The following is a 14,135-nucleotide window of genomic DNA, read 5'->3' on the forward strand; positions in this document are numbered from 1 at the left end:
GCGCCCCCATGCAAAGGATGGATACGTGAGCGAGACTGTCTTGTCCAATAACGATCAGCCGTCGGCACAAGCGCCGGCGGAACCCGTCACCACCCCACCTGCCAAGCGCTCCGGCAGTGGCCTTGCAACGCTGGCCCTGCTGTTGGGTGCGGCCGGGGTGGCGGTAGGTGGCTGGGGTGTCTGGCAGGTGCGTCAACTGCAAGGCAGCGAATTCAACCAGGGCCAGCACATCGAGGCGCTGAACCAGCGCGCCGAGGCCCTGCAGCAGCGTGAGCAGCAGATCAGCGCGCAACTGGCCAGCCTGCCGGCGGCCAGCGAGCTGGAAGACCGCCGCCGCCTGGTAGCGCAGTTGCAAGGCGACCAGCAACGCCTCAGCCAGCGCCTGGAAACCGTGCTGGGCGAAAGCCGCAAGGAATGGCGCCTGGCCGAAGCCGAGCACTTGCTGCGCCTGGCCACCCTGCGCCTGTCGGCGCTGCAGGACATCACCAGTGCCAAGGCCTTGGTCGAGGGTGCTGACGAGATCCTGCGCGAGCAGAGCGATCCGGGGGCCTTCGCCGCCCGTGAGCAGCTGGCGCGTAGCCTGGCCACGCTCAACAGCACCCAGCAACCGGACCGTACCGGCTTGTTTCTCAAACTGGCCGCGCAGCGCGAGCTGGTGCAGCAACTCAGCGCCCAGTCGCCGGAGTTCGAAACCAATGCCGACGCCCTGGGCGCTCTGACCGCCGATGGTGATGGCGCCAGTCGCCTGTCCCAGTGGTGGGCCGAGATCTCCAAGTACTTCCAGATCGACTTCAACGCCGATGACAACGTGCGGCCGCTGCTGGCCGGGCAGCAACTGAACCAGCTGCGCCTGGCCCTGAGCCTGACCATCGAACAGGCCCAGTGGGCAGCGCTCAATGGCGATAGCAAGGTCTACACCCAGGCGCTGGACGACGCCCGCAGCGTGCTGCTGGCCAACTTCAACGCCGACAACCCGCAAAGCAAGGCCATGCTTGACAGCCTCAATGCCCTGGCCGAGCAGCCGGTGTCGGTGGTTACCCCCGACCTCAGCGAAAGCCTGGCCGCAGTACAGGCCTATATCCAGCGCCGCCACCTGCCGGCCGAGGCTGAAGGGGGCAAGCCATGAAGCGTGTCTACCTGCTGGCCGTGCTGGCGATCGTGGTTGCGGCGGCGCTGGGTATTGCAGTCGCCAAGCACAGCGGCTACGTGCTGATCTCCTATGGCAGCTTCCGCTACCAGTCGGGGTTGTGGGCGGCCCTGGCCGGCTTGCTGGCTGTGGTTGTGCTGCTGTGGCTGGTGCGCTACCTGGTCGGCCTGGTGCTGACTTCCAGCGGCGTGGTCAACCCATGGTCGCGGCGTAATCGCAGCCGGCGCGTTCGCCTGGCCATCGAGCAAGGCCAACTGGACCTCGCCGAGGGCCGTTGGGCCAGTGCCCAGCGCCACCTGCACCGTGCCGCAGAGGCCGAGCGCCACCCGTTGCTGTATTACCTCGGTGCCGCGCGTGCTGCCAACGAGCAAGGCCGAACCGAAGACAGCGATAACCTGCTGGAGCGTGCCCTGGAGCGCCAGCCGCAAGCGGAACTGGCTATCGCCCTGACCCATGCGCAGTTGCAGATGGACCGTGGCGAAAGCGATGGCGCCCTGGAAACCCTGCTGGCCATGCAGGAGCGCCACCCGCACAACAGCCAAGTGCTGCGCCTGCTGCAGCGCCTGCACCTGGAGCGCGGCGACTGGTCGGCACTGATCCGCCTGCTGCCCGACCTGCGCAAGGGCAAGGTGCTGCCGGCTGCCGAGCTGGCAGCCTTGGAGCAACGTGCCTGGGGCCAGAACCTGTGCCTGGCCACCACCCGTGGCGAGGACGCGCAAAGTGCCCGTCAGGCCCTGGAGCGCGCCTGGCAGCAACTGACCGCGGCCCAGCGCCAGGAGCCACAGCTGGTGCTGGCCTACGCCGAGCAATTGCGCCAGGTGGGTGCCCAGAGTGAAGCCGAACAAGTGCTGCGCACCGCCCTCAAGCGTGAATACGAAAGCCACCTGGCTCGCCTGTACGGCCTGGTGCGCGGCGATGACCCGGTGCGCCAGCTGCAAACTGCCGAAGGTTGGCTCAAGGCCCACCCGCAAGACGCCAGCCTACTGCTGACCCTGGGCCGCCTGAGCCTGCAGAACCGCCTGTGGGGCAAGGCGCGCGACTACCTGGAAAGCAGCCTGCGCATGGAGCGCAACCCCGAGGCCTGCGCCGAGCTGGCGCGCCTGCTCGCCGGCCTTGGCGAGACCGAGCGCAGCAACCAGCTGTTCCAGGAAGGCCTGGGCCTGTTGGACGAGCGCCTGCTAGCCCTGCCTTTGCCAGAAGGCGTACGCGCCTGACCTACCCCAGGGCCCGCGCCAAGGCGCGGGCCCTGGGGGCGGGTAACTTGTCTCTTGATGTAAGTTAGATCTGCAGTCCACTTCTTCAGACGTTTCCTACCTCATGGCTGGAAATTTCCTTCGCGATTCAGCGACTTGTCATTGCTGTCGCGCCTTGAAACAAAGCGTGTCTTTCCACTACCGTTTCAAGCCACTTCATTATCCCGGGACCTTCACCGCCCATGCTGCCGGCCCGTTTGCGCACCTTTTTTCTACCTGCCTGCCTCGCTGCACTGGCGGTACTGGCCGCGTCCTTCCACCTGGAAAACGTCCTGGGGCTGATGCCTTGCCCGTTGTGCTTCAGCCAGCGGCTGCTGCTTGGCGTGTACGCGCTGCTGTGCCTGGCGGCAGTGCTACAGGCACCGGGTACGGCGGGCATTCGCTGTTACGCGCGGGCGACGCTGGGCTGTTCGCTGGCCGGTGCGTTGCTGGCAGCACGGCATGTCTGGTTGCAGGGGGCTGACGGGGCCATCCCTGTCTGCCCGGTGCCGATCGGGCGGCTGTTGGAGCAGTCCTGGGGCGAGGCGGCTCGGCAACTGTTGTTCGGTGGCCCGGATTGCAACTCGCTGACCTGGAGCTTTCTCGACCTGACTTTGCCCGAGTGGAGCCTTCTGGCTTTTCTGCTTTTGGCGGTGCTGCCCTTGAGTTGCCTGCTGGCGTATCGTTTCCGCACCCTGGCGAGAACATGACCTGGCGCAAGGCTGGGCCATTGGCGCGACCAATGGCCGTGTAACAGGGTATTAAACACTTGTATGAACTTTGTCCGCTGCGTACCTTGAAGGGCAGCACGCACGGGAATAATCTCCCAGCACGCATACCGAAAACACAACTGCTCGATGCCGCCTGCTGATGTCACCTTTGTGCTGCACGGTCGTGGTGCGAGGTGCAGCGGCATCTACCCAGAAGGGAAGAGATCGCCATGCTCGATAGTTGTCAGAACGCTCAGGAACGCTGGGGTGGGGTTCACAAACTGATCGACCGCTGGCTGGAGGAGCGCCAGGAACTGGTGCAGGCTTTCCGCGCACTGCGCGAAGCCAAGCCGGCCTTCGCCGACAAGGACACCAACGGGGAGTTTTGCGCGCTCCTTGTCGACTACGTTTCGGCGTGGCACTTCGAGGTCTGCGAGCAACTGGTCAGTGAGGCCAAGGCTTTCGGAGACGAAAAGGCGCTGAAGCTGGCCGAAGAGATCAACCCTCGGATCAACGACAGTACTCAGATCGCACTGGCCTTCAATGACCATTGCGCCAAGGGTGAGTGCAAGGACACCGAACGCTTTGCCGAAAAGCTGGGCAAGCTGGGTGGCCTGCTGCACGAGCGCTTCGAACTGGAAGACTGCCTGATCGAAGTGTTGCACAACGCGCACAAGGAAGAAGGTGCGGTCCAGGCCTGAGGGTTGGCGTCAGTCGCCAACCGCCAGCAGTTCGATCTCGAACACCAGGGGTGTGTAGGGTGCGATCAGGTCCCCTGCGCCCTCGGCGCCATAGGCTTGCGCCGACGGAATCACCAGGCGCCATTTGGCGCCGGCGTGCATTCGCGGCAGGGCCACCTGCCACCCTTCGATCACCGAATCCAGGCTGAACCATTGGGGCGTCTGGTTCTGGTCGAACACCGAGCCGTCTGGCAGCCTGCCCACATAGCGCACCTGCACCTTGCCACCGGCTTTGGGCTGCGCGCCCGTACCTGCTTGCAGTTCGCTGTAGAGCACGCCCTCCGGTAGTTCGTGCACACCATAACTACCACGCTCGTTGGCCATGAAGCGTGTTTCGGCAGCCTGCAGCTTCTGCATGGCGGCATCGCCTTCCTGCGTTTCATGCTGCTGGAGCACGGCCTGCATGCGTGCCTTGTCGAGTTTCAGCGGTTGCCCCTGGTAGGACTGGCGCAGGCCTTCGATCAGCGCATCCAGTTGCAGGCCCGGCATCTCTTGGCGCAGCCGCTCACCCAGGCTGGCGCCGAGGCTGTAGGCAAGGTCATGTTCGTCGCTGTCGGCCAGGGCGATGGGGGCCAGCAGGCATAAACCTAAAACAAGATATCGAGGCATGGTCAGTTCCTGCGCCAATGAGCGGGGAAGTATGCCAGTGTTCCGTTTTGTATTGTGTGCTCGCGGTCCTTGTAGGAGCGGCCTTGTGTCGCGACAGGGCTGCAAAGCAGCCCCGGCAATATCTGTGGTGGTGCTGAAATCCAGGGGCTGCTCCGCAGCCCATCGCGACACAAGGCCGCTCCTACAGGGGGCTGTGCATTACAGATAAGTGGCAAATATCAGCAATGATTTATTCAGCAACTACACTTGCTCGGAGCTGCAAGATAACAACTTTGCCCAGGCATGCAACGCGGCGTAAATATTACTGTCAACATGCCCTAGCGGCGGTAGCAGCAGAAGCATAGTATGAGCCGCAATCTCGTCAGCCAGGAGGTAAACCATGTCGGCCAAAAAGAAGCCAGTAAGTACGCCGTTACACCTGCTCCAGCAACTTTCGGGCAGCTTGCTCGAACACTTGGAGGATGCCTGCTCGCAAGCGCTGGCTGATGCGGAAAAACTGCTGGCCAAGTTGGAAAAGCAGCGTGGCAAGGCCCAGGAAAAACTGCACAACGGTCGCCTGAAACTGCAAGACGCGGCCAAGGCAGGTAAAGCTAAGGCGCAGACCAAGGCGCAAAAAATCATTGGCGAACTGGAAGAACTGCTCGACTCCCTCAAGGAACGTCAAACCCAGACCCGTTCTTATATCCAGCAACTCAAGCGCGATGCCCAGGACAGCCTCAAGTTGGCCCAGGGTGTAGGCAAGGTTCGCGAAGCTGCAGCCAAGGCGCTTGATCAACGTGCTGCCAAGACCGCCAAACCCGCTTCCAGGGCTGCTGCCGCCAAACCTGCAGCCAAACCAGCTGCCAAGGCTACTGCTGCGGCCAAACCTGCAGCCAAGCCAGCCGCCAAGGCCACAGCTGCGGCCAAACCTGCAGCCAAGCCAGCCGCCAAGGCCACTGCTGCGGCCAAACCTGCAGCCAAGCCAGTTGCCAAGGCTACTGCTGCGGCCAAACCTGCAGCCAAGCCAGCGGCCAAGGCCACTGCTGCAGCCAAACCTGCAGCCAAGCCAGCAGCCAAGGCCACTGCTGCAGCCAAGCCAGCTGCCAAGGCTACTGCTGCAGCCAAACCAGCTGCCAAGGCTACTGCTGCAGCCAAGCCAGCTGCCAAGGCCACTGCTGCAGCCAAACCTGCAGCGAAGCCCGCTGCCAGAGCCACTGCCGCTGCCAAACCTGCGGCCAAGCCCGCTGCCACAGCCAAGCCAGCGGCGGCCAAAGCACCAGCCAAAGCCGCTGCTGCCAAGCCAGCCGCGAAGCCAGCTGCCGCCAAGGCTCCAGCACGTGCGGCCGCCAAACCCGCCGCCAAGCCAGCAGCTGCCAAGCCTGTTGTCAGCAAGTCAGCCGAAGCCAAACCGGCTACGCCTGCCGCCAGCACCCCAGCCGCCGCGACCAACTCGGCCACCCCGGCAGCTTCGGTAGCACCATCGGCACCCGCCAGCACCCCGGCTCAGGCACCGTCTTCGGCGTCCTGAAACGTTGCCGCCGCGACGCGCAATCGAACCAGCGCGTCGTGGTGGCGGGCCTGGTCCGGCACCAGCCGGGCCAGCCAGTCGTCCACGGGCTCATGGGCGCCTGCCGGCCACTGTCGCGAACGCTCCTGCAAGCGCTCAAGCAAGGCTTTCTCGGCCTGTAGCTCCAACCCCTTCACCTGCTCACGCAACGCCGCCAGCTGCGCATCATTTTGCGCTGCTGCTCGCCACTGTTGGCGCAAGCTACGTAATGGGTTGACCACTTCGCGCTGCCAGGGCTCGGTAACCTCGCGCAATGCCTGTACGCGTTCGTCCCGCACGGCCACGCCACGCGCCTGCAGCCAGGTTGCGCACAGCAGCAGACAGACATCGCCACCCTGCGCCTGCAGGGCGAGGCAGGCCGCTTCCACGCCGGGCCTGGCATACAGGGCCAGGGCGTGATTCCACAGGTCGGTGTGCATGGTTCCACTCGCGCTATGGGCCGAGGAAGCTGGTAGACTCCGCGACCATCATGATCAGACTATCCAACCTCACTTTACAGCGTGGTCCGCAGCGCTTGCTAGAAGGCGCCGAGATGACCCTGCACACCGGTCACAAGGCCGGCCTGATCGGCGCCAACGGCGCCGGAAAATCCAGCCTGTTCGCCTTGCTGCGCGGTGAGCTGTCACCCGATGCCGGCGATTGCCAGCTGCCCGGTGACTGGCGCATCGCCCACATGCGCCAGGAGGTCGACACCCTCGACCGCCTGGCCGTGGACTATGTGCTCGACGGCGACGCGCGCCTGCGCAAGGTCCAGGCCGAACTGGCCGCGGCCGAGCAGGCCCACGACGGTACCGCCCTGGCGCGCCTGCACATTGAGCTGGATAGCGCCGACGGCTATACCGCCGACGCCCGTGCACGCAAGTTGCTGGCCGGCCTGGGCTTCACCAACGAGCAGATGGACCGCCGCGTCGGTGACTTCTCCGGTGGCTGGCGGATGCGCCTGAACCTGGCCCAGGCCCTGATGTGCCCGTCCGACCTGCTGCTGCTCGACGAGCCCACCAACCACCTGGACCTGGACGCTATCCTGTGGCTGGAGGACTGGCTCAAGGGCTACCCCGGCACGCTGTTGCTGATCTCCCACGACCGCGACTTCCTCGACGCTGTGGTCGACCATGTGCTGCACGTCGAGCAGCGTAAGCTGAACCTGTACAAGGGTGGCTACACCGCCTTCGAGCGCACCCGTGCCGAGCGCCTGGCGCAACAGCAGCAGGCCTACGAGAAGCAGCAGGCCCAGCGTGCGCACATGGAAAAGTACATTGCCCGCTTCAAGGCCCAGGCCACCAAGGCCCGCCAGGCACAGAGCCGGATCAAGGCCCTGGAACGCATGGAGGAGCTGTCGGCGGCGCATGTCGATTCGCCGTTCGACTTCGTCTTCCGCGAGTCGCAGAAAATCTCCAGCCCGCTGCTGAGCCTGTCCGAAGGCCGCCTGGGTTACGGTGACAAGGCCATCCTCGACAAGGTCAAGCTGCAGCTCACCCCCGGTGCGCGCATTGGCCTGCTCGGCCCCAACGGTGCCGGCAAGTCGACCCTGATCAAGAACCTCGCGGGCGAGCTCGAGCCGCTGTCGGGTCGCCTGGTGCGCGGCGAGAACCTGGCGGTGGGCTACTTTGCCCAGCACCAACTGGACTCGCTGGACGACAAGGCCAGCCCGTTGCTGCACCTGCAGCGCATCGCCCCCACCGAGCGCGAGCAGACCCTGCGCGATTTCCTGGGTGGCTTCGACTTCCATGGCGACCGTGTCGACGAGCCGGTGGTGAACTTCTCCGGTGGTGAAAAAGCCCGCCTGGCACTGGCACTGATCGCCTGGGAGCGGCCGAACCTGCTGCTGCTCGACGAACCGACCAACCACCTCGACCTGGAAATGCGCCTGGCGCTGACCATGGCCCTGCAGGAGTTTGCCGGTGCCGTGGTGGTGGTGTCGCACGACCGTCACCTGCTCAAGAGCACCACCGACGACTTCCTGCTGGTGGCCGACGGCAAGGTCGACACCTTCGATGGTGACCTGGACGACTACAGCCGCTGGCTGGTCGAGTATCGCCAGCGCAGCGCGCCGGCCAGTACCGCTCCGGTCAACCCGGACAAGACCGACAAGAAAGCCCAGCGCCAGGCTGCCGCAGCCTTGCGTCAGCAACTGGCCCCGCACAAGAAGGCCGCCGACAAGCTGGAAACCGAGCTCAACCAGGTGCACGCGCAGCTGGCCGAGATCGAGGCCGCGTTGGGTGATGGTGGCCTCTACGACGCGTCGCGCAAGGACGAATTGCGTGACCTGCTGGCGCGCCAGACCAAGCTCAAGCAGCGCGAAGGCGAACTGGAAGAGGCCTGGATGGAAGCGCTGGAAACCCTCGAAAGCATGCAGGCCGAGCTCGAGGCGCTGTCCTGATGGAGGAACTGCGTTCGCTGCTGCCAGGGCAATGGATGGACACCTTCTGGCTGGGCTTGCAGATCCTGTTGATCCTGGTAGCGGCCTTCGTCCTGCAGCGCATCGTTGCACGCGGGCTGAGCCGCCTGAGCCAGCGTTACCCGTTGCCGCCGGAACTGCTGGTGCCGGTGCGTGGCGGCCTGCGCTGGCTGATCATGGGCAGCGCGTTGCTGTTTGTGCTGGAGCGCCTGGGTGTGTCGGCGACGGTGCTGTGGACAGCACTGTCCGGCTTCGTCGCGGTGGCGGCGGTGGCCTTCTTCGCCATGTGGAGCGTGCTGTCCAACCTGCTGTGCGCGGTGCTCATCTTCACCGTCGGGCCGTTTCGCATCGGTGACGTGGTCGAACTGGTCGACACCCTGGACAAGCCGGGCGTGAAAGGCCGGGTGATCGCCATCAACCTGCTGTTCACCACCCTGATGGAAATGCCCGAGGCGGGTGGGGCGCTGGTGCAGGTGCCCAACAGCCAGTTCTTCCAGAAGTCGGTACGGCGCTGGCGGGGGACTGAGGTGCAGTCCATGCACAAAGAGTCGTCCGCCGAGGCTGACTGAACCTGCATCGGCCTCTTCGCGGGTAAACCCGCTCCCACAGGTATTGCGCTGTCCTCAAAGGCTGTGGATTCCCTGTGGGAGCGGGCAAGCCCGCGAAGAGGCCAGTACAGGCAAAATAAATCCTGCAAAATTTACTGGTTATTTTTTCACCAACACCTTAGCTTAACGTTTTGCAACAGATGTTCGAGCGAGGTGTGTGATGTCGATGGAAGTGTGGTTGGGCTTCTTTGCCGCCTGTTGGGTGATCAGTCTTTCACCCGGTGCCGGGGCGATTGCCTCGATGTCCAGCGGCCTGCAATACGGCTTCTGGCGTGGTTACTGGAACGCCCTGGGCCTGCAACTGGGCCTGATCATGCAAATCGCCATCATTGCCGCCGGCGTCGGTGCCGTCCTGGCCGCCTCGGCCACGGCCTTCCAGGTCATCAAATGGTTCGGTGTCGCCTACCTTATCTATCTGGCCTACAAGCAGTGGCGTGCCCTGCCCATGGACATGAGCGATGAGTCCCCCGTGCGCCCGATCGGTAAACCGCTGAGCCTGGTTTTCCGTGGCTTCCTGGTCAACGTCAGCAACCCGAAGGCGCTGGTGTTCATGCTGGCGGTGCTGCCGCAGTTCATCAACCCGCATCAACCGCTGTTACCACAGTATGTGGCGATCACGGTGACCATGGTCACCGTGGATATGCTGGTGATGGCGGGGTACACCGGATTGGCTGCGCGGGTGTTGCGCTTGCTGCGTACGCCCAAGCAGCAGAAGCGTTTGAACCGGACGTTTGCCGGGTTGTTCATTGGTGCTGCAACCTTCCTGGCGACTCTGCGCCGCGCGCCAGTCTGACAGATCGTATGTAGGCCATTCGCGGGCTTGCCCGCTCCCACAGGTATTACTGCAGCCCTGAGCGCAGCGCAGTACCGGTGGGAGCGGGCAAGCCCGCGAATGGGCCACCTCTATTTTTGCTTGTCCACCATCCCTTTGAGCAAATCCACCGGCAGCGGAAACACGATGGTCGAGCTCTTGTCCCCGGCAATAGCCCCCAACGTCTGCATGTAGCGCAACTGCATCGCCCCCGGCTCCTTGCTCAGCATCTGCGCCGCCTGCATCAGCTTCTCCGACGCCTGCAACTCACCCTCGGCATGGATCACCTTGGCCCGCCGTTCACGCTCGGCCTCGGCCTGGCGGGCAATGGCGCGCACCATCGATTCGTTGAGGTCGACGTGCTTGATCTCCACGTTGGCCACCTTGATGCCCCAGGCGTCGGTCTGTGCATCCAGCACCTGGCGAATGTCCGAGTTCAGCTGCTCGCGTTCGGCCAGCAGTTCATCCAGTTCGTGCTTGCCGAGCACCGCACGCAGTGTGGTCTGGGCCAACTGGCTGGTTGCCACGAGAAAGTCCTCGACCTGAATGATCGCCTTCTGCGGATCGAGCACGCGGAAGTACAGCACGGCGTTGACCTTGACCGAGACGTTGTCGCGGGTGATCACATCCTGCGGCGGTACATCCAGCACCACGGTGCGCAGGTCGACCCGAACCATTTGCTGGATCACCGGGATCAACAGGATCAGCCCCGGCCCCTTCACCTGCCAGAAGCGCCCCAGCTGGAATACCACGCCGCGCTCGTATTCGCGCAGGATGCGGAACGCCGACAGCAACAGCATCGCCAGAACGATCAGCACCGCGCCGAAGCCCAATTGCATGAACATGGTCATTCTCCTTGCGCCGCGGGCGCGGCGGCGCTCACTTCCAGCATGACGCCATGGCGCGCGGTCACCCGCACGTTCTGGCCCGCTTGCAGTGGCGTTGCACACTGCGCCTGCCATTGCTCGCCCTGGGCCAGCACAAAGCCACAGAACGGGTTGCCCGCCATCACCTGGGTGACGGTGACCAGGCTGCCGACGAGGCCGGCGTCACCGCTGACCAGCGCCCGTCGGCGGGCCTTGAGGGCCATGCCCAGCACGCCGCCGATCAGCAGCGCCGAGAGCACCGCCAGGGTGCCGATCAGGGCCAGCGGGATACCGAAACCGGGGGCATCGGTGTCGATCAGGATCAGCGCGCCGACCACGAAGGCGACGATGCCGCCAAAGCCGACCACGCCGAAACTGGGCAGGAAGGCTTCGGCGATCATGAAGGCGATACCGAGCAATATCAGCGCCACCCCGGCGAAGCTCACCGGCAACAGCTGCAGGGCATACAGCGCCAGCAGCAGGCAGATGCCGCCGACTACGCCACCTACCGTCGAGCCGGGGTTCATGAACTCGAACAGCAGGCCGTACACGCCGATCATGATCAGGATCAGCGCCACGCTGGGGTTGGTGATTACCGCCAGCACGCGTGTGCGCCAGTCCGGCAGATGCTCGACCAGGCTGGCACCGGCGGTCTGCAGTTGCTGGGGCTGGCCAGCGACAGTGAGCGTTTTGCCATCGAGCTTGCGCAACAGGTCGGGCAGGTCGTCGGCCACCTGGTCGATCACGTCAAGCCGCAAGGCCTCGCTGGCGGACAGGCTGACCGCCTCGCGCACGGCCTTTTCCGCCCAGTCGGCATTGCGCCCGCGCAGCTGCGCCAGGCCGCGAATGTAGGCCGCCGCATCGTTGACCTGCTTGCGCGCGAGGGTTTCGTCATCGCTGCCTTTGGCCTTGTCGTCCTTGGGTGTGCCCGGCGGGGCGCCGATCTGCACGGGCGTGGCGGCACCCAGGTTGGTACCGGGTGCCATGGCCGCAACATGGCTGGCGTAGAGGATATAAGTGCCGGCGCTGGCGGCGCGGGCCCCGCTGGGGGCGACGAAGGTGGCGACCGGCACGGGGCTGGCGAGAATCGCCTTGATCATCTGGCGCATGGCGCTGTCCAGCCCGCCCGGGGTGTCCATACGGATAACCACCAGTTGCGCGCCCTGCGCCTGGGCCTGGCCGAGGCTGCGTACCAGGTAGTCGGCACTGGCCGGGCCAATGGCGTCATCGATGCCCAGCACCCAGACTGCACCGGGCGCTGCCAGGCCGCCTGGCGTGATGCCAAGCAGCAACAGCAGCAACAGCCAGCGCCAGCAGCGGGCGATCACCTGTCGTCACCTCGTTTGCCTCTATTGCACAAGTTTAGCCCTGCCTGCTGGTACCCGGCCTAAAATTGGAAATTGGGGGGCGAAACCGGAGGTGCATCATGCGTATGGCAAAGACCCTGCAGGATCGCCTGGACAAGGCCAACTGCGACTACGACATCATTCCCCATCCTCATTCGGCCACCAGCCTGGAGTCGGCCCGTACGGCCGGCGTACCCGCCGAGCGGGTCGCCAAGTCGGTGATGCTCGATGACCGTCATGGCAACTACATCATGGCCGTGCTACCGGCCAACCGGCATCTGGACATGACCAAGGTACGCATGTCCGGGGCCTGGCAACTGACCCGTGAAAGCGGCCTGCCGAGCCTGTTCGGCGACTGCGAGCGCGGTGCCGTACCGGCCCTTGGCGATGCCTACCAGATAAAAATGCTGGTCGACCCGAGCCTGACCCGCCAGGGCGATGTCTACCTGGAAGCGGGTGACCACGATCACCTGATCCACATGAGCATGGAGCAGTACATGAAACTGGTGCCGCACGCCGAAGTGCGCGAGCTGTGCTGATGTTTTCACACCAATGCCGGGCGGGCGTCGTGGACGGCTTGCCTGGCTCTCAGGAGGAACCATGGAAGCGCCGATCCATCCGTTTGCCGAACTGTTCAAACAACTGGGCCTGCCAGACGATGCGGTGAGCATCGATCAGTTCATCGCCAGCCACTCGCCACTGAAGAACGACATCAAGCTGGTGGATGCTCCGTTCTGGAACGCTTCCCAGCGCGAGTTTCTCAAGGACAGCATCAACGAGGACGCCGACTGGGCGGAGCCGTTCGATCAACTCAACGAAGCGTTGCGTCGCCCTCGAAAATAAAGCGCCGAGTGGCACCTGACGAGTGATTGGCCGTTGCTATGCTCAGGAAAACAAGAGGGGATAGCGCGATGAAAGATCCCTACGCACCAGGGTTCTGGTGCTCCGTGACGATCCTGGGCACCCTGACGGCCAGTTACTTCTATGGCATCAGGCAGACGCAACAGATGAACCAGGCGGTGCATTTCCTGTATGCCGCTGCCGCTGTCACTGTGGCGGTTGCACTGGTGGCACTGGCCTGGATCGCCTGGCAGCAGCTGCACCTGAACAAGCGCGAAGTGGTGCAGGGGCGAACGTTGCTGACCATCTGGAACACCAAGGTTGCGCTGCGCCGCGTCGAGACGGTGTTCGACCGCTATTTCTGGGGCAGTTACTGGCATTCGGGGCGCACCTTCGAAGAGGTCATGGGCGAACTCAAGGGCACGCCGCTGGAGCAGAGCCTGGATGCCCTGAAACGCCAGTGCCGCCTGCTCGACCGCGAAATTCATGACCACCATCACCATTGGCTGGCCAATGCCCGCGACCTGTCCAGCGTGGCCCAGGCCATGGCCCGTGAACGCTACCAACTGGATCTGGGCGAGCCAACCCGCAGCGGCCATGGCAATACCGCTGTGCTCAACCGGGACCTGGAAGTGCTGGTGTACACCTGGTCGGCGCGCCTGCGCAGCTTCGACCATCAACTGGACGAACTGGAGCGCGCCTACCATTGAGGCGTTTCATTCACCGCGGATGTATTGCTCCAGTTGCAGGATCAGGCTGGCCTGTTCGGCGATGGTTTCCTTGACCAGGTCGCCGATCGACAGCAGGCCGAGCAGCTCGCCATTGCTGACCACCGGCAGGTGGCGCAGATGGCGATTGGTCATCAGGTTCATGCAGTACTCGAGGTTCTGCTTCGGTTCCACGGTGACCACCGGCGCACTCATGATTTCGCGCACGGGGGTCGCGGCGGACGAGCGGCCCTTGAGTACCAGTTTGCGCGCATAGTCCCGTTCACTGACGATACCCACCACCTGGTTGCCCTCGACCACGGGCAGCGCACCGACGTTTTTCTCCGCCAGCAGCTTCAGGGCGTCGAGTACCGAGTCATCCGGGCCAATGGTGTACACGGTCTGGTGCTGGGACTTGGTCTTGAGGATCTGTTCGACGGTCTTCATACGGGCCTCTGCGGGTGGAAAAAGCGATGTCTCGGAGTAAATAAAGCATCCGGTACGGCGCTCTGCACGGCAATGCAGGAAACGGCATCGAGTCGATTGAAAAACGTCATGAATGGTCGCCTGTGCCG

At 64.0% G+C, this 14,135-nt stretch carries 16 protein-coding genes; 11 read left to right on the forward strand and 5 right to left on the reverse strand.

From position 1 onward, the window contains the following. The first annotated feature begins 25 nt into the window (after nt 1-25). The 4 genes from A4C63_RS20905 to A4C63_RS20920 all read left to right on the forward strand — a co-directional run bounded on the left by A4C63_RS20905 (nt 26) and on the right by A4C63_RS20920 (nt 3,790). A complete protein-coding gene (locus A4C63_RS20905; RefSeq protein ID WP_063914393.1) occupies nt 26-1,126 on the forward strand; it encodes a uroporphyrinogen-III C-methyltransferase in 1,101 nt (366 codons plus the stop codon). Next, nucleotides 1,123-2,361, forward strand: coding sequence for a heme biosynthesis protein HemY (locus tag A4C63_RS20910; protein ID WP_063914394.1), 1,239 nt, complete (start codon nt 1,123-1,125; stop codon nt 2,359-2,361). Before A4C63_RS20905 ends, A4C63_RS20910 begins: the two co-directional genes overlap by 4 nt. Before the next feature lie 221 nt (nt 2,362-2,582). Then, nucleotides 2,583-3,089: a disulfide bond formation protein B gene (locus A4C63_RS20915; RefSeq protein WP_063914395.1), complete on the forward strand. Its 507-nt coding sequence runs from the start codon at nt 2,583-2,585 to the stop codon at nt 3,087-3,089. 230 nt (nt 3,090-3,319) lie between these two features. After that, nucleotides 3,320-3,790, forward strand: a complete 471-nt coding sequence (locus A4C63_RS20920; RefSeq protein ID WP_063914396.1) for an Rsd/AlgQ family anti-sigma factor — start codon at nt 3,320-3,322, stop codon at nt 3,788-3,790. 9 nt (nt 3,791-3,799) lie between these two features. On the opposite strand, the gene A4C63_RS20925 is transcribed toward A4C63_RS20920, so the two are convergent. Next, entirely contained in the window at nt 3,800-4,438 is a 639-nt protein-coding gene (locus A4C63_RS20925; RefSeq protein ID WP_063914397.1) for an FKBP-type peptidyl-prolyl cis-trans isomerase, read from the reverse strand. Between the two features lie 379 nt (nt 4,439-4,817). Here A4C63_RS20925 and A4C63_RS20930 point away from each other — a divergent pair, with 379 nt between their 5' ends. Next, nucleotides 4,818-5,945 carry an AlgP family protein gene (locus tag A4C63_RS20930; protein WP_063914398.1) on the forward strand — a complete coding sequence of 376 codons (1,128 nt, stop codon included), beginning with the start codon at nt 4,818-4,820 and terminating at the stop codon, nt 5,943-5,945. On the opposite strand, the gene A4C63_RS20935 is transcribed toward A4C63_RS20930, so the two are convergent. Then, nucleotides 5,921-6,403: a TIGR02444 family protein gene (locus A4C63_RS20935; protein ID WP_063914399.1), complete on the reverse strand. Its 483-nt coding sequence runs from the start codon at nt 6,401-6,403 to the stop codon at nt 5,921-5,923. The two genes, A4C63_RS20930 and A4C63_RS20935, sit on opposite strands and share 25 nt — an antisense overlap. 50 nt (nt 6,404-6,453) lie before the next feature. Here A4C63_RS20935 and A4C63_RS20940 point away from each other — a divergent pair, with 50 nt between their 5' ends. The 3 genes from A4C63_RS20940 (at nt 6,454) to A4C63_RS20950 (ending at nt 9,783) form a co-directional block, all read left to right on the forward strand. Continuing rightward, the gene (locus tag A4C63_RS20940; RefSeq protein WP_063914400.1) at nt 6,454-8,364 is read left to right on the forward strand and encodes an ATP-binding cassette domain-containing protein; all 1,911 of its coding nucleotides are present in this window, start codon (nt 6,454-6,456) and stop codon (nt 8,362-8,364) included. Next, nucleotides 8,364-8,951, forward strand: coding sequence for a mechanosensitive ion channel family protein (locus A4C63_RS20945; RefSeq protein WP_063914401.1), 588 nt, complete (start codon nt 8,364-8,366; stop codon nt 8,949-8,951). The genes A4C63_RS20940 and A4C63_RS20945 overlap by 1 nt, the downstream gene beginning before the upstream one ends. A gap of 199 nt (nt 8,952-9,150) precedes the next feature. Further along, a complete protein-coding gene (locus tag A4C63_RS20950; RefSeq protein WP_063914402.1) occupies nt 9,151-9,783 on the forward strand; it encodes a LysE family transporter in 633 nt (210 codons plus the stop codon). Between the two features lie 110 nt (nt 9,784-9,893). Here A4C63_RS20950 and A4C63_RS20955 read toward each other — a convergent pair whose 3' ends face one another. Together A4C63_RS20955 and A4C63_RS20960 are read right to left on the reverse strand one after the other, a co-directional pair. Then, nucleotides 9,894-10,646, reverse strand: a complete 753-nt coding sequence (locus A4C63_RS20955) for a slipin family protein (protein WP_063914403.1) — start codon at nt 10,644-10,646, stop codon at nt 9,894-9,896. A gap of 2 nt (nt 10,647-10,648) precedes the next feature. Further along, nucleotides 10,649-11,995: a nodulation protein NfeD gene (locus tag A4C63_RS20960; RefSeq protein ID WP_063914404.1), complete on the reverse strand. Its 1,347-nt coding sequence runs from the start codon at nt 11,993-11,995 to the stop codon at nt 10,649-10,651. Nucleotides 11,996-12,093: 98 nt separating this feature from the next. Between A4C63_RS20960 and A4C63_RS20965 the strand changes: the two genes are divergently transcribed. From A4C63_RS20965 to A4C63_RS20975, 3 genes are all read left to right on the forward strand, one after another. Then, on the forward strand, nt 12,094-12,552 hold the full coding sequence (locus A4C63_RS20965) for an aminoacyl-tRNA deacylase (RefSeq protein ID WP_015268554.1): 459 nt from the start codon (nt 12,094-12,096) through the stop codon (nt 12,550-12,552). A 61-nt stretch (nt 12,553-12,613) separates the two neighbouring features. Continuing rightward, entirely contained in the window at nt 12,614-12,856 is a 243-nt protein-coding gene (locus tag A4C63_RS20970; protein WP_063914405.1) for a DUF2789 domain-containing protein, read from the forward strand. A gap of 68 nt (nt 12,857-12,924) precedes the next feature. Further along, on the forward strand, nt 12,925-13,563 hold the full coding sequence (locus A4C63_RS20975; RefSeq protein ID WP_063914406.1) for a hypothetical protein: 639 nt from the start codon (nt 12,925-12,927) through the stop codon (nt 13,561-13,563). Nucleotides 13,564-13,569: 6 nt separating this feature from the next. On the opposite strand, the gene A4C63_RS20980 is transcribed toward A4C63_RS20975, so the two are convergent. Further along, the gene (locus tag A4C63_RS20980) at nt 13,570-14,007 is read right to left on the reverse strand and encodes a CBS domain-containing protein (protein ID WP_063914407.1); all 438 of its coding nucleotides are present in this window, start codon (nt 14,005-14,007) and stop codon (nt 13,570-13,572) included. Between the last annotated feature and the right edge of the window lie 128 nt (nt 14,008-14,135).

Source organism: Pseudomonas sp. p21 (genome assembly GCF_001642705.1).
GTDB lineage: Bacteria > Pseudomonadota > Gammaproteobacteria > Pseudomonadales > Pseudomonadaceae > Aquipseudomonas.